Source organism: Brenneria roseae subsp. roseae (assembly GCF_003115845.1).
In the GTDB taxonomy this organism is placed as follows: domain Bacteria; phylum Pseudomonadota; class Gammaproteobacteria; order Enterobacterales; family Enterobacteriaceae; genus Brenneria; species Brenneria roseae.
In genome coordinates, this window is the sequence record NZ_KZ819024.1 from 206,115 (window position 1) to 226,395 (window position 20,281).

At 51.4% G+C, this 20,281-nt stretch carries 17 protein-coding genes; 9 read left to right on the forward strand and 8 right to left on the reverse strand.

The window, feature by feature from the left end:
- Positions 1-135: 135 nt before the first annotated feature.
- The 4 genes from lpdA to pdhR all read right to left on the reverse strand — a co-directional run bounded on the left by lpdA (position 136) and on the right by pdhR (position 7,304).
- Positions 136-1,560 carry a dihydrolipoyl dehydrogenase gene (lpdA, locus tag DDT52_RS05230; RefSeq protein WP_168709743.1) on the reverse strand — a complete coding sequence of 475 codons (1,425 nt, stop codon included), beginning with the start codon at positions 1,558-1,560 and terminating at the stop codon, positions 136-138.
- A 214-nt stretch (positions 1,561-1,774) separates the two neighbouring features.
- A complete protein-coding gene (gene aceF / locus DDT52_RS05235) occupies positions 1,775-3,649 on the reverse strand; it encodes a pyruvate dehydrogenase complex dihydrolipoyllysine-residue acetyltransferase (protein WP_136155423.1) in 1,875 nt (624 codons plus the stop codon).
- Between the two features lie 14 nt (positions 3,650-3,663).
- Positions 3,664-6,327, reverse strand: a complete 2,664-nt coding sequence (aceE, locus tag DDT52_RS05240; RefSeq protein WP_136155424.1) for a pyruvate dehydrogenase (acetyl-transferring), homodimeric type — start codon at positions 6,325-6,327, stop codon at positions 3,664-3,666.
- Positions 6,328-6,539: 212 nt separating this feature from the next.
- Positions 6,540-7,304 (reverse strand): pyruvate dehydrogenase complex transcriptional repressor PdhR, encoded by a 765-nt coding sequence (gene pdhR, locus DDT52_RS05245; RefSeq protein ID WP_109052493.1) that lies wholly within the window; start codon positions 7,302-7,304, stop codon positions 6,540-6,542.
- Between the two features lie 790 nt (positions 7,305-8,094).
- Between pdhR and DDT52_RS05250 the strand changes: the two genes are divergently transcribed.
- A complete protein-coding gene (locus DDT52_RS05250; protein WP_136155425.1) occupies positions 8,095-9,453 on the forward strand; it encodes an amino acid permease in 1,359 nt (452 codons plus the stop codon).
- An 84-nt stretch (positions 9,454-9,537) separates the two neighbouring features.
- Here the strand turns inward: DDT52_RS05250 and ampE are convergent, their stop codons facing one another.
- Both ampE and ampD read right to left on the reverse strand, forming a co-directional pair.
- Positions 9,538-10,392 (reverse strand): beta-lactamase regulator AmpE, encoded by an 855-nt coding sequence (gene ampE, locus DDT52_RS05255; protein WP_136155426.1) that lies wholly within the window; start codon positions 10,390-10,392, stop codon positions 9,538-9,540.
- Positions 10,389-10,964, reverse strand: a complete 576-nt coding sequence (gene ampD, locus DDT52_RS05260) for a 1,6-anhydro-N-acetylmuramyl-L-alanine amidase AmpD (protein WP_136155427.1) — start codon at positions 10,962-10,964, stop codon at positions 10,389-10,391. The genes ampE and ampD overlap by 4 nt, the downstream gene beginning before the upstream one ends.
- Positions 10,965-11,382: 418 nt before the next feature.
- Between ampD and DDT52_RS05265 the strand changes: the two genes are divergently transcribed.
- The 5 genes from DDT52_RS05265 (at position 11,383) to hofC (ending at position 16,747) form a co-directional block, all read left to right on the forward strand.
- Complete coding sequence (locus DDT52_RS05265) at positions 11,383-12,243, forward strand: nucleoside-specific channel-forming protein Tsx (RefSeq protein ID WP_136155428.1); 861 nt, start codon at positions 11,383-11,385, stop codon at positions 12,241-12,243.
- Positions 12,244-12,475: 232 nt separating this feature from the next.
- Positions 12,476-13,366, forward strand: coding sequence for a carboxylating nicotinate-nucleotide diphosphorylase (gene nadC / locus DDT52_RS05270; RefSeq protein ID WP_136155429.1), 891 nt, complete (start codon positions 12,476-12,478; stop codon positions 13,364-13,366).
- 284 nt (positions 13,367-13,650) lie between these two features.
- Positions 13,651-14,097, forward strand: a complete 447-nt coding sequence (ppdD, locus tag DDT52_RS05275; protein ID WP_136155430.1) for a prepilin peptidase-dependent pilin — start codon at positions 13,651-13,653, stop codon at positions 14,095-14,097.
- Positions 14,098-14,099: 2 nt separating this feature from the next.
- Positions 14,100-15,545: a type II secretion system protein GspE gene (gene gspE, locus DDT52_RS05280; protein ID WP_136155574.1), complete on the forward strand. Its 1,446-nt coding sequence runs from the start codon at positions 14,100-14,102 to the stop codon at positions 15,543-15,545.
- Positions 15,542-16,747 (forward strand): protein transport protein HofC, encoded by a 1,206-nt coding sequence (gene hofC, locus DDT52_RS05285; protein WP_136155431.1) that lies wholly within the window; start codon positions 15,542-15,544, stop codon positions 16,745-16,747. Before gspE ends, hofC begins: the two co-directional genes overlap by 4 nt.
- 30 nt (positions 16,748-16,777) lie before the next feature.
- On the opposite strand, the gene DDT52_RS05290 is transcribed toward hofC, so the two are convergent.
- A complete protein-coding gene (locus DDT52_RS05290) occupies positions 16,778-17,818 on the reverse strand; it encodes a GMP reductase (protein ID WP_136155432.1) in 1,041 nt (346 codons plus the stop codon).
- Between the two features lie 187 nt (positions 17,819-18,005).
- On the opposite strand from DDT52_RS05290, the gene coaE reads away from it, so the two are divergent.
- The 3 genes from coaE to yacG all read left to right on the forward strand — a co-directional run bounded on the left by coaE (position 18,006) and on the right by yacG (position 19,646).
- Positions 18,006-18,632: a dephospho-CoA kinase gene (coaE, locus tag DDT52_RS05295; RefSeq protein ID WP_136155433.1), complete on the forward strand. Its 627-nt coding sequence runs from the start codon at positions 18,006-18,008 to the stop codon at positions 18,630-18,632.
- Positions 18,625-19,377 carry a cell division protein ZapD gene (zapD, locus tag DDT52_RS05300; RefSeq protein ID WP_136155434.1) on the forward strand — a complete coding sequence of 251 codons (753 nt, stop codon included), beginning with the start codon at positions 18,625-18,627 and terminating at the stop codon, positions 19,375-19,377. Before coaE ends, zapD begins: the two co-directional genes overlap by 8 nt.
- 68 nt (positions 19,378-19,445) lie before the next feature.
- Complete coding sequence (gene yacG / locus DDT52_RS05305) at positions 19,446-19,646, forward strand: DNA gyrase inhibitor YacG (protein WP_136155435.1); 201 nt, start codon at positions 19,446-19,448, stop codon at positions 19,644-19,646.
- A 174-nt stretch (positions 19,647-19,820) separates the two neighbouring features.
- Here the strand turns inward: yacG and mutT are convergent, their stop codons facing one another.
- A complete protein-coding gene (gene mutT, locus DDT52_RS05310) occupies positions 19,821-20,216 on the reverse strand; it encodes an 8-oxo-dGTP diphosphatase MutT (RefSeq protein ID WP_136155436.1) in 396 nt (131 codons plus the stop codon).
- Positions 20,217-20,281 lie beyond the last annotated feature (65 nt).

Genomic DNA, 20,281 nt, shown 5'->3' on the forward strand with positions numbered 1-20,281 from the left:
AAAAATCGCCTGGAGAGATTTTAACCACGCGAAACGTCGGCCTGAAGGATGGCGGGCTATCCCCGCGCGCGATAAAAAAATCCGGCATCACAAGATGCCGGATTCAGAATGATTAACCGCTAACTGAAGACGAAATTATTTCTTTTTCGCTTTCGGATTCGGCAGGTCGGTGATGCTGCCCTCAAAAATTTCAGCAGCCAGACCGACTGACTCATGCAGCGTCGGGTGAGCATGAATGGTCAGCGCGATATCTTCCGCATCACAGCCCATCTCAATCGCCAGACCGATTTCACCCAACAGTTCACCACCGTTGGTACCGACAATCGCCCCGCCGATAACACGGTGAGTTTCTTTGTCGAAAATCAGCTTGGTCATGCCGTCTGCGCAGTCAGACGCGATAGCACGGCCGGAAGCCGCCCACGGGAAGGTCGCCGTCTCAAAGCTGATGCCTTTCTCTTTCGCTTCTTTCTCTGTCAGGCCAACCCATGCCACTTCCGGTTCGGTATAAGCAATAGAAGGAATCACTTTCGGATCGAAGTAGTGTTTCTTGCCCGCGATAACTTCGGCCGCTACGTGACCTTCATGCACGCCTTTGTGAGCCAGCATCGGCTGACCAACGATGTCGCCGATCGCATAAATGTGCGGCACATTGGTGCGCAGTTGCTTATCAACGCGGATAAAACCACGATCGTCAACCTCAACGCCAGCCTGACCGGCATCCAGTTGCTTACCGTTCGGTACACGGCCGATAGCCACCAGCACCGCGTCGTAACGCTGTGGTTCCGCCGGCGCTTTTTTGCCTTCCATCGTCACGTAAATACCGTCTTTCTTAGCTTCTACCGCGGTCACTTTGGTTTCCAGCATCAGGGTGAACTGCTGGCTGATACGTTTGGTGAACACTTTAACAATGTCTTTATCCGCCGCCGGGATCACCTGATCGAACATTTCAACCACGTCGATCTGAGAACCCAGTGCATGATAAACGGTCCCCATTTCCAGACCGATGATGCCGCCGCCCATGATCAGCAGACGTTCTGGAACGGTTTTCAGCTCCAGCGCATCGGTGGAATCCCATACGCGCGGGTCATCATGAGGAATAAATGGCAGTTGGATCGGACGTGAACCCGCGGCGATGATCGCGTTCTCAAAGTTGATCGTCGTTTTACCGTTTTCACCGTCAACCACCAGCGTGTTCGCGCCGGTAAATTTGCCCAGACCGTTAACGACTTTAACCTTACGGGCCTTCGCCATACCCGACAGACCACCGGTCAGCTGCTTGATAACTTTCTCTTTCCACAAACGGATTTTATCAATATCGGTTTTCGGCTCGCCGAACACGATGCCATGCTGTGCCAGCGCTTTGGCTTCTTCAATCACTTTAGCGACGTGCAGCAGGGCCTTAGAAGGGATACAACCTACATTCAGACACACCCCACCCAGCGTGGAGTAACGCTCTACCAGTACGGTTTCCAGACCCAAATCCGCGCAACGGAACGCCGCAGAATAACCTGCGGGGCCGGCACCCAGCACCACTACCTGAGCTTTAATTTCAGTACTCATCATGACCTCTTAATTAATTTCCGGCGGGTCTGTGACGTCATTGTTATTGAGTCTTAACGCCCTCTTCCACCGGGACGTGTCTTTGCCGCGGTAGTTTACAAAATCATTAACAATTTTGAAACAACAAGCGACTAACGATTTGTCCTTAATCACTGATCGCTGTAGCCAATGACAGCTTACCAGAAAAAAGCCGGCCGTCAGGCCGGCTTTTCGATTACATCACCAGACGGCGAATATCAGACAACGTGTTGTTGATGATGGTAATAAAGCGTGCACCATCAGCACCGTCAATGACACGATGGTCGAAGGACAGAGATATCGGCATCATCAGACGCGGCGTAAACTCTTTACCGTTCCAGACCGGTTCCATCGCGGACTTAGACACACCCAGGATAGCGACTTCCGGCGCGTTGACAATCGGCGCGAAGTGCGTCGTACCCAGACCGCCGATGCTGGAGATAGTGAAGCATCCCCCCTGCATTTCGCCTGCGGTCAACTTACCGTCACGGGCTTTCTTGGAGATCGTCATCAGTTCACGGGACAGCTCAATGATGCCTTTCTTGTTCACATCTTTGAACACGGGAACCACCAAACCATTCGGAGTATCAACCGCCACACCGATGTTGATGTATTTCTTCAGCGTCAGACGTTGGGCATCTTCGGACAGCGAACTGTTGAAACGCGGCATCTGTTCAAGCGCAGCGGCAACGGCTTTCATGATGAAAACAACCGGAGTAATCTTCACGTCCAGTTTACGCTTCTCGGCTTCTGCGTTCTGCTGTTTACGGAACGCTTCCAGATCGGTGATATCCGTTTTGTCGAAATGCGTAACGTGCGGGATCATCACCCAGTTACGGCTCAGGTTGGCGCCGGAGATTTTCTGGATACGACCCAGTTCAACTTCTTCAATCTCGCCGAACTTGCTGAAGTCCACCTTCGGCCACGGCAGCATGCCAGGCAGACCGCCACCGCCCGCAGCCGGCGCGGATTCAGCGCGTTTCACCGCGTCTTTCACGTAAGCCTGAACGTCTTCGCGCAGGATACGGCCTTTACGGCCGGTACCCTTCACTTTTGCCAGATTCACGCCAAACTCACGAGCCAGACGGCGGATAACCGGCGTCGCGTGAACATAGGCGTCATTCTCGGCGAATTCGCCCTTGCTGTCAGATTTCGCAGCAGGCGCGGCTTCGGCTTTCTTCTCTGGCGCAGCAGCTTCCTGCCTGGCGGCAGGCGCGGCTGCCGGGGCAGCGCCCTCGACTTCAAAGATCATGATCGGCGAGCCGGTTTTCACTTTGTCGCCGGTGTTGATTTTGATCTCTTTTACCGTCCCGGCAAACGGCGCCGGCACTTCCATCGAGGCCTTGTCGCCTTCAACGGTGATCAGTGATTGTTCTGCGGCGATTTTGTCGCCCACTTTCACCATCACTTCCGTGACTTCGACTTCGTCACCGCCGATATCCGGCACGTTGACTTCTTTAGCGACAGGCGCGGAGCTGGCGGCCGGAGCGGCCTGAGTTTCTTCTTGCGCCGCAGCCGGGGCAGCAGCGCCGGCGACTTCGAATACCATAATCAGTGAACCGGTTTTCACTTTGTCGCCGGTACTGATTTTGATTTCTTTAACCACGCCCGCAAACGGCGCCGGCACTTCCATTGAAGCCTTATCGCCTTCAACGGTAATCAAAGATTGCTCGGCTTCAACGCTGTCGCCGACTTTGACCAACACTTCGGTGACTTCAACTTCGTCTGCGCCGATGTCCGGCACTTCAACGTCTTTGCTGGCGCTGGCAGCGGCGGCTGCCGGTTTGGCGTCTTCTTTCTTCTCTTCAGCCTTGGCAGGCGCAGCATCGGCTGCACCGTCGGCGGAATCGAAAATCATGATCAGTTTGCCGGTTTCTACTTTGTCGCCGACAGCAACTTTGATCTCTTTTACTACACCGGCCTGCGGAGAAGGCACTTCCATAGAAGCCTTATCGCCTTCTACCGTGATCAGCGACTGTTCAGCTTCAACTTTATCGCCCACCTTCACCAGCACTTCGGTGACTTCAACTTCATCTGCACCGATGTCCGGTACGTTGATTTCGATAGCCATGTAATCTTTACCTCTTATGCCAGACGCGGGTTAACTTTATCTGCATCGATCTCGAATTTGGCAATTGCGTCGGCAACCACTTTCTTATCGATTTCACCGCGTTTGGCCAGTTCACCCAGGGCCGCAACCACGACGTAAGACGCATCCACTTCAAAGTGATGACGCAGGTTCTCACGGCTGTCGGAACGTCCGAAACCGTCGGTTCCCAAGACGCGATAATCGCTGGCCGGAATGAAGTTACGAATTTGCTCAGCAAACAGCTTCATGTAGTCGGTTGACGCAACGGCAGGCGCATCACTCAATACCTGAGCCACATAAGGAACGCGTGGTTCTTCGGTTGGGTGCAGCATGTTCCAACGTTCGCAGTCCTGACCATCACGAGCCAGTTCGGTGAAGGAGGTCACGCTAAAGACATCGGAACCGATGCCGTAGTCTTTCGCCAGAATCTGTGCGGCGTCGCGTACGTGACGCAGGATGGAACCTGAGCCCAGCAGTTGAACTTTACCTTTGCTGCCTTCAAGCGTTTCCAGCTTGTAGATACCCTTACGGATACCTTCTTCCGCACCCTGCGGCATCGCAGGCATGTGGTAGTTTTCGTTCAGCGTGGTGATGTAGTAGTAAATGTTTTCCTGCGTTTCGCCATACATGCGATGCAAACCATCATGCATGATGACAGCCACTTCATAAGCGTAGGCCGGATCGTAAGAAATGCAGTTCGGGATAGTCAGAGACTGAATATGGCTGTGGCCATCTTCGTGCTGTAGGCCTTCGCCGTTCAGCGTGGTACGGCCGGAGGTGCCGCCGATCAGGAAACCGCGAGCCTGTTGGTCACCTGCTGCCCAGCACAGGTCGCCGATACGTTGGAAACCAAACATGGAGTAGTAGATGTAGAACGGGATCATCGGCAGATCGTTGGTGCTGTAAGACGTTGCCGCCGCCAGCCAGGATGAACCTGCGCCCAGTTCGTTGATCCCTTCCTGTAGGATCTGGCCTTTTTTATCTTCTTTGTAGTAAGCAACCTGTTCACGGTCCTGCGGGGTGTACTGCTGACCGTTCGGGCTGTAAATACCAATCTGACGGAACAGGCCTTCCATACCGAAGGTACGCGCTTCATCGGCGATGATCGGAACCAGACGATCTTTGATCGACTGATTTTTCAGCATCACGTTCAGGGCGCGAACGAAAGCGATAGTGGTGGAAATTTCTTTATTCTGCTCTTCCAGCAGCGTGCTGAAGTCTTCCAGCGTCGGCAGTTCCAGTTTTTCACTGAATTTCGGCTGACGGCTTGGCAGGTAACCTTCCAGCGCCTGACGACGCTCATGCAGGTATTTGTATTCTGCGGAGTCTTTGTCGAAGGTGAGGTACGGCAGTTTTTCGATGTTTTCATCGCTGACCGGCACGTTGAAACGATCGCGGAAGTAGCGCACGCCGTCCATGTTAATTTTCTTAACCTGGTGAGCGATGTTTTTACCTTCAGCGGCGTCGCCCATACCATAACCTTTGATGGTATGCGCCAGAATAACCACCGGCTTGTCTTTGGTTTCCTGCGCTTTTTTCAGTGCAGCATAGACTTTCTTCGGATCGTGACCACCACGGTTCAGTGACCAAATCTGATCGTCGGTCCAGTCTTTGACCAGCGCCGCCGTTTCCGGATATTTACCGAAGAAGTGCTCACGAACATAAGCGCCATTTTTGGATTTGAAGGTCTGGTAGTCACCGTCAACGGTTTCGTTCATCAGTTGGATCAGCTTGCCGCTGGTGTCTTTACGCAGCAGTTCGTCCCAGCGTCCGCCCCAGATAACTTTGATCACTTCCCAGCCGGCGCCGCCGAAGATGCCTTCCAGTTCGTTAATGATCTTGCCATTACCGGTAACCGGCCCGTCGAGGCGTTGCAGGTTACAGTTGATAACGAACACCAGGTTATCCAGTTTTTCACGGGTCGCGATGGTGATTGCTCCCTTGGATTCCGGTTCATCCATTTCACCGTCGCCCAGGAAAGCATAAACCGTTTGTTTGGACGTCTCTTTCAGCCCGCGGTGCTCAAGGTATTTCAGGAACTTAGCCTGATAAATTGCACCAATCGGACCCAGCCCCATGGAAACGGTCGGGAACTGCCAGAATTCCGGCATCAGTTTCGGGTGTGGATAAGAAGACAACCCTTTACCGTGCACTTCCTGACGGAAGTTGTTCATTTGCTCTTCAGTCAGGCGGCCTTCAAGGAAAGCACGGGCATAAATGCCGGGAGAAATGTGACCCTGGAAGTAAACCAGATCGCCACCGTCATGCGCATTACGCGCACGGAAGAAGTGGTTGAAACACACTTCATAGAACGTTGCGGAAGACTGGAAAGACGCCATGTGGCCGCCCAGATCCAGATCTTTTTTCGAAGCACGCAATACTGTCATGACCGCATTCCAGCGAATTGCTGAGCGAATACGACTTTCCAGATCCAGGTTACCTGGATATTCCGGCTCATCTTCCACTGCGATGGTGTTGATGTATTGACGTGCGGCACTGCCAGCAGCAACGCTCACGCCACCTTTACGCGCTTCACTCAATACCTGATCAATCAGATACTGGGCGCGCTCAACACCCTCTTCACGGATGACCGATTCGATCGCCTGCAGCCAGTCGCGGGTTTCGATCGGATCCACGTCATTATTTAAACGATCTGACATGGTTATTCCTTATCTTCTCTAATAAGTTAGTTTGTTGGAGCCTGTCTTCTTGTGCTCTGGCTTATTCAGTCATAAATAATAAAGCACATGAAGACAGGCCCATCGTCATATCCCCGTCACCTTTCAAGTTACAGCTCCGTTGGCTTACCGCCCTACTGCACCTTGAAATCTATTGGGTATAATTGCCGCATTCAGAGCCCAAAATCGGACGCTCAATCCTTGCGTTGCTGGAGCCGACGCAGCGATCTCTCGCGCCGACTATGTTCCCGGTTAAGATCCAGCAATACTTCCTCAATAAACGCCAGATGGCGGTGTGATGCTTCACGAGCCTTTTCTGGTTCACGGGCAACAATCGCCTCAAAAATTCCAGCGCGATGAATGCTTACCTTCCCCAACACTTCACGGCTCAGGTAAAGCAATTCAAAATTCTGTCTTACGTTCTGTTCCAGCATCGGCCCCATGCAACGCAATAAGTGCAGCAGCACCACATTATGCGTGGCCTCTGTTACAGCAACCTGATACTGCATAACCGCTTCCGATTCCGCGTTCAAATCCCCTGAGTCTCTGGCCTGCTGAATGACGGCGTGGCAATCCCGGATGCGCTGGAGATCCGATTCGGTACCGCGTAACGCCGCGTAATAGGCAGCGATACCTTCCAACGCGTGGCGAGTTTCCAATAGATCGAATTGTGATTCGGGGTGCGTACTCAGTAATTCTGCCAGCGGATCGCTGACGCTTTGCCATAGATTGGCTTGAACGAAGGTACCACCACCCTGACGGCGCAAAAGTAACCCTTTGGCTTCCAGACGTTGAATGGCTTCTCTCAGAGAAGGGCGGGAGACATCGAACTGTTTCGCCAGTTCACGCTCCGGAGGGAGCTTCTCGCCGGGGCGCAAGGTTCCCTCAAGTATCAGAAACTCCAGTTGCTGCTCAATCACATCTGACAGCTTAGGCTGACGGATCTTGCTGTATGCCATGGTGGATTCTTCTCTGCGAATGGCGCGGAGTCAATTGGTAATACCAATTTAAAAAACGTGACGTTAAAGTAACAAAGTATTCACCTTCTGTCCATAAGGACGTTGAGCTAAATCACCAATCCCACCAGATTTTAACAAATGCACAGGGAATATGAGGCAAAGTGATAATACACCAGTGGTATTACCATTAATCCCTCCCATTTATATTTTAACTTTTTTGAAACGTAGCACAGGCATGGCTGAACCGTTTAAAGCACGCCAATATTGAATATTAAATCAAATTTAATGAATATTAATTCAATTTTATTTTACAGCAAACCGCCTTGATCACTGCTTTTGCACACGCTTTGTCCCTCTCTGGTAATAGAGAATAACCATCATGAGGTCATCGATGAATCAGACATGAAAAGGTTTTCAAAACGCGATAGGCGACACCGATGAACAGAACCTTGGCGTAGCGATGATTTTTATCTATCGCTGAGCAAGAAATCAGTGCAATTTTGCGTGCTTATCACTATTCTCTGACAAACGGTAGGTGCCTCAGGATATTAACCTGCATTTCACCGTAAAAATAAAATTACACAAACGTAAAAGAGTTAATACGAGCTGTGCTTATACCCAATAGATTCAGAACGGGCTATCTCGCCCCTCGACGGGAGTCAACGCTACGCGTTTTTTTCGAGAGGCAGGATAAAACGTTGTCGTTTTGAACAACGCGCCTGCAATCTGACATATGGCGGGTATATTGCGTCAGTTTTTATTTGCTCGTAATGGCAGAGGATTAAATTTGATGGATGATCAACAACAGGACGGCGCGCTAAAGCGTGGCTTAAAAAACCGTCATATCCAGTTGATTGCCTTAGGTGGTGCGGTAGGTACCGGATTGTTTCTTGGTATTGCTCAAACCATCAAAATGGCTGGACCGTCGGTACTTTTAGGCTACGCAATTGGTGGGGTGATTGCCTTTCTCATCATGCGTCAGCTTGGTGAAATGGTGGTAGAGGAGCCGGTAGCCGGTTCTTTTAGCCACTTTGCGTATAAATACTGGGGAAATTTTGCAGGATTTGCCTCTGGCTGGAACTACTGGGTGTTGTATGTTCTGGTCGCCATGGCCGAACTGAGCGCCGTCGGTATTTACGTACAATATTGGTGGCCTGATATCCCAACCTGGGTCTCCGCCGCCGTTTTTTTCCTGCTTATTAACGCGATCAATCTGGCAAACGTCAAAGTTTATGGCGAAATGGAGTTTTGGTTTGCCATTATCAAAGTCGTAGCCATTATCGGCATGATCGTCTTCGGAGGCTGGTTATTAATTAGCGGTTCTGGCGGCCCGGAAGCGACGGTTACCAACCTCTGGGCGCAGGGCGGATTTTTCCCGAACGGCATTTCCGGGCTGGTCATGGCGATGGCCGTCATCATGTTCTCGTTTGGCGGGCTGGAACTGGTCGGGATTACCGCGGCCGAAGCCGATAATCCGGAAAAAAGCATCCCGCGCGCCACCAATCAGGTCATCTACCGTATTCTGATCTTTTATATCGGTTCTCTGGCCATCCTGTTGTCACTCTATCCGTGGGGTAAAGTGGTCGAAGGCGGTAGCCCCTTTGTCTTAATCTTCCATGAACTGAACAGTAACGTGGTGGCTACGGTGCTGAACATCGTGGTACTGACCGCGGCGTTATCGGTTTACAACAGCTGTGTTTACTGTAATAGCCGCATGCTGTTCGGTCTGGCAAAACAGGGCAACGGCCCGAAAGTGTTGCAAACGGTTGACGCCCGCGGCGTACCTGTCGTGGCGATCGGCGTGTCGGCGCTGGTGACCGCGCTGTGTGTGCTGATCAACTACCTGATTCCAGGCAAGGCCTTTGAATTACTGATGTCGCTGGTGGTTTCCGCTCTGATGATCAACTGGGCGATGATCAGTCTGGCGCACCTGAAATTCCGGGAGCAGAAAGATAAAGAAGGGATCGTCACCAAGTTTAAGGCGCTGATTTATCCACTGGGCAACTATATCTGCCTGCTCTTCCTGGCTGGCATTTTGGTCATTATGTATCTGACGCCGGGCATCCGGATTTCAGTGCTGCTGATTCCGGTGTGGCTGATTATTCTGAGTCTCGGTTACTTCTTTAAACAGAAGAATCAGGGCCGTTAAGGTTCTATCCGACTAATACGCAAATGGCCGATAATATCGGCCATTTTTCATTTTATCCCCTTGTACCTGACGACTGGCCGGGACTCAGACCAGCGCGCCATAAATGGTCAAAAGCGCCACTACAACCACCAGCACCATCGTCACTTTTTTGGCCAATGTCACGGCCGCCTTCGGCGTTTCCACCGGATCAATGTGCGGCTCACGCGCCAGAGAAAACTGCGCCAGTTGGGTTAACACCCAGTATTGCGAATTACGGGTGTCGCCCAGCGAGGAAAACCAGGCCGGCAAGGCTTTCTCACCATGGCCCAGCAAGGCATACGCCACGCCTGCCAGACGTACCGGAATCCAGTCGAGCCAGTACAGCAGCGAATCGACGCCGGACTGCGCGCGCGCCAACGGCGTATGATGGCGAGCCAGCCACGTTTGTCTGGCGCGTAAAAAAGCATACCCCGCCAATGCCACCGGGCCGTAAGGCCCGGCCACCGTAAACCAGAAGAGCGGCGCCAGATAGAACCGGAAGTTAATCCATAACAACGCGTTCTGTAATTCCTTCAGGCGCTCGTTTTCCCCCGTCCCCACCGGCAACCCGTGGATTAAAGCCAGCTCCGCCGCCAACGCCTGACTGGCATCTTTTTCACCACGCTGCGCTGACTGGAGATAATGACGATAATGCTGACGAATCTCGCCGGCGCCAATGCACATCAGGCTGATGACCACCCACAGCAATAGCAGAACAAGGCCGAATAGCACGTCGCTTACCAGCCATAGTAATACGGCCACCGCCCCCATACAGCAAAGCGTCAGAAACAGGGTCTGAAATAAAGAAGGAGAAGGCAAACGGCGAAACACCACTTCAAGACGATGATCGATCTGCCAATGTTCACCTTGTTTGAACAAACGCTCCCACGTCAATACCAGCAACAATGTAAACAGCGTCATCGTTTTATACTCCCTTCGTTTTCTCTCCAGCCTTCCTGAATCAGGCGATGATATTGGTCCCAATCAAAGGCAGGACCAGGATCGGTTTTACGTCCTGGTGCGATATGGCTGTGTCCGGTGATCCTTGACGGTGTAATAGGGTAAACGTCGAGCAATAGCCGTGTTATCGCCGCCAGCTGATGATATTGTTCAGTAGTAAAAGGTAGCGTATCCGTTCCTTCCAGCTCGATCCCGATTGAAAAATCGTTACACCGCTCACGGCCTGCAAAACAGGAAACGCCGGCATGCCACGCCCGCTGGTCAAAAGAAACATACTGAATCACTTCCCCATCCCGGCGAATCAGGCAGTGTGCCGAAACACGCAAATGGCTGATATCCGCAAAATAGGGGTGTGCGGCAGGATCGAGCGTCGCAGTAAATAACTGATCAATATAAGGCCCGCCGAATTCACCCGGTGGCAGGCTGATATTGTGGATCACCAGCAGTGAAGGTGCTTCTTCTTCCGGACGGCTATCAAAATGGGGTGAAGGTATGTGTTTTATCTCAGATAACCAGCCATTTTCCAAAAGCATCGGCGGTAACCTCGCATTATGTCGTTTGCCGGGCTAAATAAGGTGCGGTGAGTTGCTGTGATTCGTAACAAATAATTTGCCAACAGAGTACCATGTTTCTCAATACCATAGCTAACCAGCTGGATACAAAAAGATTTTTCTATTCTCCCCTCAGGGCTTCAACACGCTCCCGAATGGTTAATTCCCTGTTCAAAAACATTCGCAGAAATAGCATCGATACAATCACTCCTACATTAACGTGATATTGATCACATTAATAATGCAATTATATGAATGTGTGATCTAGATTTCGTGCATCACATCAATTTTTATTTAAAATACCCCTCAGGAGCCATCTCCTGTTTTCTTAGATATTACAAAAACTTATTTAAAAATATTCCACATCACAGCGTTCCGCTGACACGACATGGTAATTGACATGAAAAAAACACTCACCGCAGGCGCTTTAATCGCGTTGTCTTACAGCGTACCGACGCTCGCTGACAGTAATAAACCAGAATATCTTTCTGACTGGTGGCATCAGAGTGTGAATGTGGTGGGCAGTTACCACACGCGTTTTGGGCCGCAGTTAAATAACACCACCTATCTGGAATATGAGGCGTTTGCCCGTAAAGACTGGTTCGATTTTTACGGCTATGTTGATGTGCCGAAATTTTTCGGTGGCAATACAGATAGCCGGGGCGTTTGGGACAAGGGCTCACCGTTATTCGTGGAAGTTGAACCCCGCTTTTCTATCGATAAGCTGACAGGCACCGATCTCAGCTTTGGTCCATTTAAAGAATGGTATATCGCGAACAACATCATCTATGACCAGGGCCGCAATAGCGATTCACGCCAAAGCACGTGGTACATGGGATTAGGGACTGATATTGATACCGGCACGGACCTCTCGCTCTCGCTGAACGGCTATGCCAAATATCAGTGGCAGAACTATAACGCGGGCAACGAAAACGAATGGGATGGCTACCGCGTTAAAGTGAAATACTTCTACCCGTTAGGCAGCCTGTGGGGCGGCAATGTAACCTACATCGGTTTCACCAATTTTGATTTTGGCTCCGATCTTCGCAATCAGGATGGCCGCTCCCGAACCAGCAACTCGATCGCTTCCAGCCATATCCTGGCCCTGGGTTACGATCACTGGCACTACTCGGTTGTTGCCCGTTATTTCCACAACGGCGGACAGTGGGCCGACGGGGCCGAACTGAATTTTGGCAAAGGTCCATTTGAAGTGAAATCTACCGGCTGGGGCTATTATCTGGTCGTAGGCTACAATTTCTAATATTTTCAATCTGTTCAATACAAAATGGGCGCGAAGCGTTTCATAAAGAGGCTTCGCCCCACGACAGAACACACGCTCCCCGGATTGCATCGGTGCCGTTAAGTTCGTTCCCCTGTTATGAATAATGATTAAAAACAAAATAACCAGCTGAATTACAAAGATTATTCATTCTGGATGTCAGCCTGTAAACAGGGTAGCATATTGCTCCGAATCCCCTTTCGGAGTTTTTGTGATGCCAACTCGTCGTTACAGTCAGGAACAGCGCCAAATCGACCTGCTCGCGCGTATTGAACGTGATATTCCCGCCAGCGTTAATCTGGCCTTGAGTGAAGATTTAGGTGGCATCGTTGATGCCAGTCAGGACATTACCGCGCATTTACTCTCGAGTGAGGCTTCGGCGCACGCCCGCATTATCACCCGTGAGGCAGGCGTGTTCTGTGGCAAACGCTGGCTTGAGGAAGTCTTTTCTCAGCTTGGCGATGCCACTACCATTACCTGGCATGTTGCCGACGGTGAGGCCATCACGCCCAACCAAATGCTGTGTGAAATAACGGGGCCGGCAAAACAGCTGTTGACCGGGGAACGTACCGCCCTGAACTTCCTGCAAACCCTTTCCGGCGTCGCCACCGAAGTCAGCCATTACGTCTCTTTATTACAAGGCACCCGCACCCGTCTGCTTGATACCCGTAAAACCATACCGGGCCTGAGGACAGCCCTGAAATATGCCGTTTCATGCGGGGGCGGAAACAATCATCGCTTAGGGCTCGCTGACGCATTCCTGATCAAGGAAAACCATATCATTGCGGCAGGCTCAATCAGACAGGCGGTGGAAAAAGCGCTATTGTTGCGTCGCGATGTGCCGGTAGAAGTCGAGGTCGAGTCGCTTGATGAACTGCAACAAGCGCTGGATGCCGGCGCAGACATCATCATGTTAGATAATTTCAGTCTGGAAAAGATCCGTGAAGCGGTCACGATCGCACAAGGGCGGGCGCTTCTGGAAATCTCGGGCAATGTCACCATTGAGACATTGCGCGGTTACGCCGAAACCGGCGTGGATTATATTTCTGTGGGCGCGCTGACCAAACACATTCGGGCATTGGACTTATCCATGCGTTTCCTCTGAACCTCTTTTTATGGTGGGCAATCCCTGCCCACCACCCTACGGGCCGCCACTACGTGGCGTTGAAAAATGCTCCCGACATTTTTTTATGGTGGGCAATCCCTGCCCACCACCCTACGGGCCGCCACTACATGGCACAGATTGCGTAGCGGCCCGCAATAATCTTTCAATAAACAGCAAATCCAAAAATCTTTTCCATAACACCTTCCCGTTTGGCCTCTATCTTATCGCCATCCTTGCTCCGGTTTTCTATCCTGCCGTCACCGACAACAACAGAGAAATCAGAAATGGAGCAACAACAGGGGTTTACGCTGGTTGAATTGATGGTGGTTATTGCGATTGTCGCCATACTCAGCGCCATTGGCGTTCCGGCTTATCAGGGATATCTACAGAAAGCCGCCATGACCGACATGCTGCAAACCATGGCGTCCTATAAGACGGCTATCGATTTGTGCGGTCTGGAAAATACGGCCTTTTCTACCTGCAACTCAGGCAATCAGGGAATTCCCGGCAGCAGAACCTCACGCTATATCAGCGAAGTGACCGTGAATCAGGGCACGATCACCCTGACAGGGCAATCAACATTGCAAGGACTGCGCGTCATTCTGACCCCCGTATGGGACTCGGCGACCAGCACATCACGTTGGACAAAAAACTGCGCCACGGACGGTAAGGCCGAAAGCTTGCAATCCGCGTGTCAGGATGTTTTCCGCTTTGACAATACGGCAGGCTGATGATGACTGACGCCAAGCATCTGATGGACGAATTGCAGCAACTGTGCCGCCGTTATCATGCCCTGCTAGTGGGACTGGACGAACAAACGATTTCCGTTGCGGTCAGTGCTTCCCCCTCAGCAGAGATGATCGCCGCCCTGCGTTTTGCCGGTAACCGCCGGATATTAGTCGAGCAATGGCCGCAGGCAAAAATGGAGCAGCAGCTTAATCCGGCAAATATCATTGAAAAGCCCGCGACAGCGCCGCCCACTCAACCGGATAGCCCCACCGGCGACGACGATCCTCCTGTCGTTCAGTTTATTGATCAGACGTTGCGGCTGGCTATTCAGCGCCGGGCCTCAGACATTCATTTTGAGCCTTTGCTGACCTACTACCGGCTCCGGCTGCGCATTGATGGGGTGTTACAGGAAATAGCCGCGCCACCCGCGGAACTGACAGCGAGGCTGACCGCACGGCTGAAAATCATGGGCAAACTGAATATCGCTGAACGCCGTTTACCGCAGGATGGGCAATTCAGCCTGGTGCTGGATCAGCAAACCTACTCATTACGCATTGCAACACTTCCGGTACAGCAGGGAGAAAAAGTGGTGTTGCGCATTTTACAAACCCATCAGCAGGAGTTGATACTCGGCAAGCTGGGGATGTCCGAAAACGCGCTGGCGCAGTTTATCCAGATACTTAGCGCCCCTCAGGGAATGATTCTGGTTACCGGACCGACAGGCAGCGGAAAAACCGTGACGCTCTATAGCGCCATTCGGTGGCTGAATGATGTCAGCCGTAATATTTGCAGCGTTGAAGATCCCATTGAGATCCCCCTGCCCGGTATTAACCAGACGGCGGTCAACCCGAAAGCCGATCTCGATTTCAGTCGGATACTACGCGCCCTGTTACGTCAGGACCCGGACGTGATCATGATTGGCGAAATCCGCGATGCCGAAACCGCAGAAATAGCCGTTAAAGCAGCGCAAACCGGGCATCTGGTCATGTCCACGCTGCATACCAACTCCGCAGTAGAAACGCTGAGCCGATTGAGTCACCTCGGTATTCCCGGCTATCTGCTTGCCACAGCACTGAAGTTAGTCATAGCACAACGGTTGGTCCGCCGTTTATGTCCGCACTGCAAAACCCAGAGCGAACCCCTCCGCCATTTTCCTGACGAAATATGGCATGGCCCCTTGAATCATTGGCAAGCGCAAGGTTGTAGCCACTGCTTTTCCGGCTATTACGGCCGCATCGCCATACACGAATTACTGGTTGTGACACCGGCGCTCCAGCAGGCGCTGGTCAGCAACGCCAGTGACCGTCAGTTAGCCGCACTCTCGCGTAATGCAGGCTTTCCTACACTGTTTGTGACTGGATTATCTCTGGTTAATGAGGGAATAACGTCGATAGCCGAAGTGTATCGTGTCGTTGGCGACAATATTGCGGGTAAGGCAGAAACAGTATGAAGCAGGAGCGCTTATATCACTGGCAGGCGATTACACCGGAAGGCGAGTTCGCGCATGGCGAAATAATTGATTTCCATCGGCATCAGGCTTATATCCGCCTCATTGCGCAGGGCTATCAGCCCTTGTCTCTCAAAACGGGACAATATCTATCACCGCGTTATTGGAAAAATGAGCATCTTGGTGAGTTGATCAAACAGTTGGCGACACTGCTACAGGCGGGGCTCCCTTTATTGGATGCGCTGAAACTGCTCGCAGAGCAGCATGAACGTCCCGGCTGGCGCTGTGTTCTCAAAGACATCGGAATCCAGGTTGCGCAGGGGAAAGCGCTATCTGAAACGCTTGCTGACTACCCGCACATCTTTCCCGTCGTCTATCGTTCCTTGATCGCCGTCGGCGAGCTCACCGGGAAACTCGATGAATGCTGTCTGCAACTGGCGCACCAACAGGAAAAACAGTGCCATCTACAGCGCAAGGTCATTAAAGCACTGCGCTATCCTTGCTTCGTATTGGCTGTCGCGTTGCTGGTCAGCACCATGATGTTGACTCTGGTATTACCGGAGTTTGCCAACCTATACGCTTCATTTGATACCCCGCTTCCCTGGTTTACCCAGCAGTTGATGCGCCTGGCAAGCTGGGGAGTCCATTACGGTTTGGCTGCACTACTCCTATTCACGGCCTTATTGATGGTTTATATCGGCCTGCGAAGCCGCAGGCGGGCATGGCGGGAAAGAGAGCAGGCGTGTTTACTTAAAATACCGGTGATATCAGGCCTGATTCGAGGGAAATGTCTGAATCAGATATTCAACATATTGGCCATGACTCAATATGCAGGGTTGACCTTGCCTGCCGGACTGGATGCCGCCGCCACGATCCCTCATCCTCTCTACCAATCAGCCGTACGGCAAATACAAGAGCAGATTCATCAGGGCATTACCCTGCATCACGCCACCCGGCAATTCATCATGCTGTTTCCCGCGCCCTGCCAGCAACTGATTAGCGTCGGCGAAGAAACGGGGGCATTAGATACGCTATTTGCACAGTTAGCACAGTGGTATGAAAGAAAGACAGAGCAGCAGGCCGAAAACCTCACTCAAACGCTGGAGCCCATATTGATGATGGTGGTAGGAGGGATGGTCGGAGCAATCGTGGTAGGCATGTATCTGCCTATCTTTCAGTTAGGTAATGTATTGGCTGGAGGGTGATCCAGCCAATGCCATCAAAAGAAACGGCCATTACCCGTTGAAAATACGGTTTTCCTGTTCAGCGACACGGATAAACGTCGTGCGTTTGGTCAACTCTTTCAGGCGGGATGCGCCGACATACGTACAGGCTGAACGTAATCCCCCCAGGATGTCGCGCACGGTATTATCCACCGGACCGCGCAGAGGCAACTTAACGGTTTTACCTTCCGCTGCACGGTATTCGGCAACGCCGCCTACGTGTCTCTCCATCGCCGAAGCCGAACTCATGCCATAAAACAGCATCATTTTTTCGCCATTTTCCTCGACAATCGTGCCTTCACATTCATCATGCCCGGCCAACATGCCTCCCAGCATGACAAAATCAGCGCCGCCGCCAAACGCTTTGGCAACGTCCCCCGGCGCAGAACAGCCACCGTCACTGACGATTTGTCCACCCAGTCCGTGTGCGGCATCAGCACATTCAATCACCGCGGACAATTGCGGATAGCCAACCCCGGTTTTGACCCGGGTAGTACAAACCGAACCAGGTCCAATACCGACTTTCACGATATCCGCACCAGAGAGGATCAGTTCTTCAACCATTTCCCCCGTCACGACGTTACCCGCACAAATCACCTTATCCGGAAAAGCTTCACGCGCTTTTTGCAGGAAAGTGACAAAGTGCTCGGAATAACCATTCGCCACATCGATACAGATAAATTTCAGCTCCGCCGACAACGCGACAATTTGCTTTAACCTGACAAAATCCGCATCGGACGTCCCCGTCGATACCATGACATGACGCAGGACAGCGGCCGATGAACGTTGTACAAACTGCGTCCATTGCTCCAGCGAGTAATGTTTGTGAACGGCGGTCAATACATCAAACGATGCCAGCGTCTCTGCCATACGGAATGTACCAACCGTATCCATGTTGGCGGCAATAATCGGCACCCCGGACCAGTCTTCCCCGGCGTGGAGAAAGGTGAACTGACGTTCCAGTTCAACGTCAGAACGGCTTTTGAGGGTGGAACGTTTAGGGCGGATGAGAACGTCTTTAAAGCCCAACTTTAAATCTTCTTCGATACGCATGGGATTTGAATTCCTGGTTAGTGGCGACGACGGGCAAAGAAGTTTTCAGCTACGATAAGCCGAATGATTAATGCCATTCCCAGTGACGTTATCATACGCGGTAATAATCCTTCGGCAAGACTGCGAATTTACCTTTATTTGGGATAAAATCGATGAAATTTACTTATTCATTTTCACAATCGGTGCCATGACATATATCGTAGCCCTGACAGGTGGTATCGGCAGCGGGAAAAGCACGGTTGCCAATGAGTTTGCAAAATTAGGGGTAACCATCATTGACGCAGATATTATCGCGCGTCAGATGGTTGAGCCCGGCACGCCTGCGCTGGAAGCGATCAGACACCGATTTGGCGACAACATCCTCAATGCTGACGGCTCCCTCAATCGCTCAGCGTTACGTCAACGCATTTTTTCTTCTCCGGAAGAAAAACGGTGGCTGAACAATCTGCTGCATCCATTGATTCATGCAGAAACACAGCGACAGTTTCAGACATCAACCGGACCGTATCTGCTTTGGGTGGTACCATTGCTGATAGAGAACGGCTTGCAACAACGTGCTCAGCGTGTTCTGGTAGTAGACGTCAGCCGGGATACACAGCTTGAACGCACGCTGGCACGAGATGGAACCAGCCGACAACAGGCAGAAAACATACTGGCGGCGCAGGCGACCCGAGAGCAACGCCTGGCTTATGCCGATGATATTATCGATAATAATAGCAGTCAGAAACAACTCGCCCCACGCGTTGCCGAACTGCACCGCCATTACCTTGAGCTGGCTGCTTCTGCTACTGACAGGATTACTAAGAATGAGTGACGCTTCCTCAACCATTTTGTTTGAATATCCTCTTAACGAAAAGACGCGTACCTGGTTACGAATCGAATCGTTGTTGCAACAATTACATCAAAATCATGCCCTGACCGATATGGGAAGCGCCCTGACGTTCTTTCGTTCCATTTCAGACCTGATGGACGTATTGGAACGCGGAGATGTCCGTACTGAATTATTAAAAGAACTGGAACGCCAGCAGCAAAAATTATTGCAGTGGAGCGATGTGCCAGGCGTCGATATGGATCGTATTCACGCCCTGCGACGCCAGTTAAAAGATCAGTCTGCGGTACTGATGGCGGCGCCGCGGATGGGGCAAATTCTGCGTGAAGACCGTCTGATCAGCATGGTTCGCCAGCGGCTGAATATTCCGGGGGGATGTTGCAGCTTCGATTTACCAACGCTGCATATCTGGCTTCATCAGCCACAGGAGCAGCGTGAGCATCTGGTGTCAGGCTGGTTAGCCTCATTAACGCCGTTAAAGAAATCACTGGATATGATACTGGAACTGATTCGCCACTCCGGTACCTTCCGCCAACAAACCAGCCTGAATGGCTTCTTTCAGGATAACGCGTCCGATGCGGACCTGTTACGCTTACGTATCGCACTGGCGCTCCAGCTTTATCCGCAGATATCCGGTCATAAAACGCGTTATGCCATTCGTTTTCTCGCTCTGGATAGTGAAAACGGTCAAATTCCCTCTCATTTAGCTTTCGATTTAGCCTGTTGTTAACGCAGCGATGAAGAAAATGTCAGGATTAGAATCAACATGTTATAAGGGAACTTGTCAGGAGGAAATAAATGGATAATGAGACAATAACGGTGCAATGTCCGACGTGTAAAAAGTCGGTGGTGTGGAATGCAAAAAGCGTTTATCGACCATTTTGCAGTAAGCGCTGCCAGCTCATTGACCTCGGTGAATGGGCTGATGAAGAGAAGCGTATTCCCAGCGATGATATCATTTCAGACAGTGAAGACTGGAGCGACGACCAGCAGCACTAATGCTGTGCCGCCTTCAACCAAAAGCGTCTGCCGACATTCAGATACCGCACGCAGATAAAACGGTATCTGAATCGGGTAAAGCGGGTCATAGGCATGACGCAGGCTTTTCAGATAATGGCTTCATGTGATTTTTTACACGGCGCGTTATTAAAAAGGGCGTTATTACAAGCGTCGTTAGTTCGATTTCAACCAGCGGATCATTTCCGCATTCGCAGGCGGAAATTCGTCTTCCTTCAGTTCATCCACGTTCAACCAGCGGGATGATTGCCCTTCACGGCCATAGGGTTCGCCCTGCCAGCTTTCCACCAGAAAAAAGTGCAGCGTAATAACGCGCTCTGACGTAGAAAACGTCTTTTTGTTCAGAAACGTTGGTCTCTCGGCTTCAATCCCGGTCTCTTCGCGCAGCTCGCGAATTAATGCTTGTTCAGGCGTTTCGCCCTCTTCTACTTTTCCGCCAGGAAACTCCCACATCCCCGCCATATGAACGCCAACAGGACGACGAGCAATAAAAAACCGTTGCTCCGCATTGCGAATGATACCTACCGCAACAGATAACTGTTTTTGCACCATGATATGATATTTCCTATCAAGTAAAAGGCGGTCCAAGACCGCCTTTGCATTACGACTCAATACGA

Coding starts and splice junctions, on each gene's coding strand:
- aceE (WP_136155424.1), bottom strand. CDS start 6,327: ATGTCAGATCGTTTAAATAATGACGTGGATCCGATCGAAACCCGCGAC.
- ampD (WP_136155427.1), bottom strand. CDS start 10,964: ATGCTTTTGGAAAATGGCTGGTTATCTGAGATAAAACACATACCTTCA.
- zapD (WP_136155434.1), top strand. CDS start 18,625: ATGAGTGACGCTTCCTCAACCATTTTGTTTGAATATCCTCTTAACGAA.
- nadC (WP_136155429.1), top strand. CDS start 12,476: ATGCCAACTCGTCGTTACAGTCAGGAACAGCGCCAAATCGACCTGCTC.
- ampE (WP_136155426.1), bottom strand. CDS start 10,392: ATGACGCTGTTTACATTGTTGCTGGTATTGACGTGGGAGCGTTTGTTC.
- DDT52_RS05265 (WP_136155428.1), top strand. CDS start 11,383: ATGAAAAAAACACTCACCGCAGGCGCTTTAATCGCGTTGTCTTACAGC.
- DDT52_RS05290 (WP_136155432.1), bottom strand. CDS start 17,818: ATGCGTATCGAAGAAGATTTAAAGTTGGGCTTTAAAGACGTTCTCATC.
- gspE (WP_136155574.1), top strand. CDS start 14,100: ATGACTGACGCCAAGCATCTGATGGACGAATTGCAGCAACTGTGCCGC.
- ppdD (WP_136155430.1), top strand. CDS start 13,651: ATGGAGCAACAACAGGGGTTTACGCTGGTTGAATTGATGGTGGTTATT.
- hofC (WP_136155431.1), top strand. CDS start 15,542: ATGAAGCAGGAGCGCTTATATCACTGGCAGGCGATTACACCGGAAGGC.
- coaE (WP_136155433.1), top strand. CDS start 18,006: ATGACATATATCGTAGCCCTGACAGGTGGTATCGGCAGCGGGAAAAGC.
- mutT (WP_136155436.1), bottom strand. CDS start 20,216: ATGGTGCAAAAACAGTTATCTGTTGCGGTAGGTATCATTCGCAATGCG.
- yacG (WP_136155435.1), top strand. CDS start 19,446: ATGGATAATGAGACAATAACGGTGCAATGTCCGACGTGTAAAAAGTCG.
- pdhR (WP_109052493.1), bottom strand. CDS start 7,304: ATGGCATACAGCAAGATCCGTCAGCCTAAGCTGTCAGATGTGATTGAG.
- lpdA (WP_168709743.1), bottom strand. CDS start 1,560: ATGAGTACTGAAATTAAAGCTCAGGTAGTGGTGCTGGGTGCCGGCCCC.
- aceF (WP_136155423.1), bottom strand. CDS start 3,649: ATGGCTATCGAAATCAACGTACCGGACATCGGTGCAGATGAAGTTGAA.
- DDT52_RS05250 (WP_136155425.1), top strand. CDS start 8,095: ATGGATGATCAACAACAGGACGGCGCGCTAAAGCGTGGCTTAAAAAAC.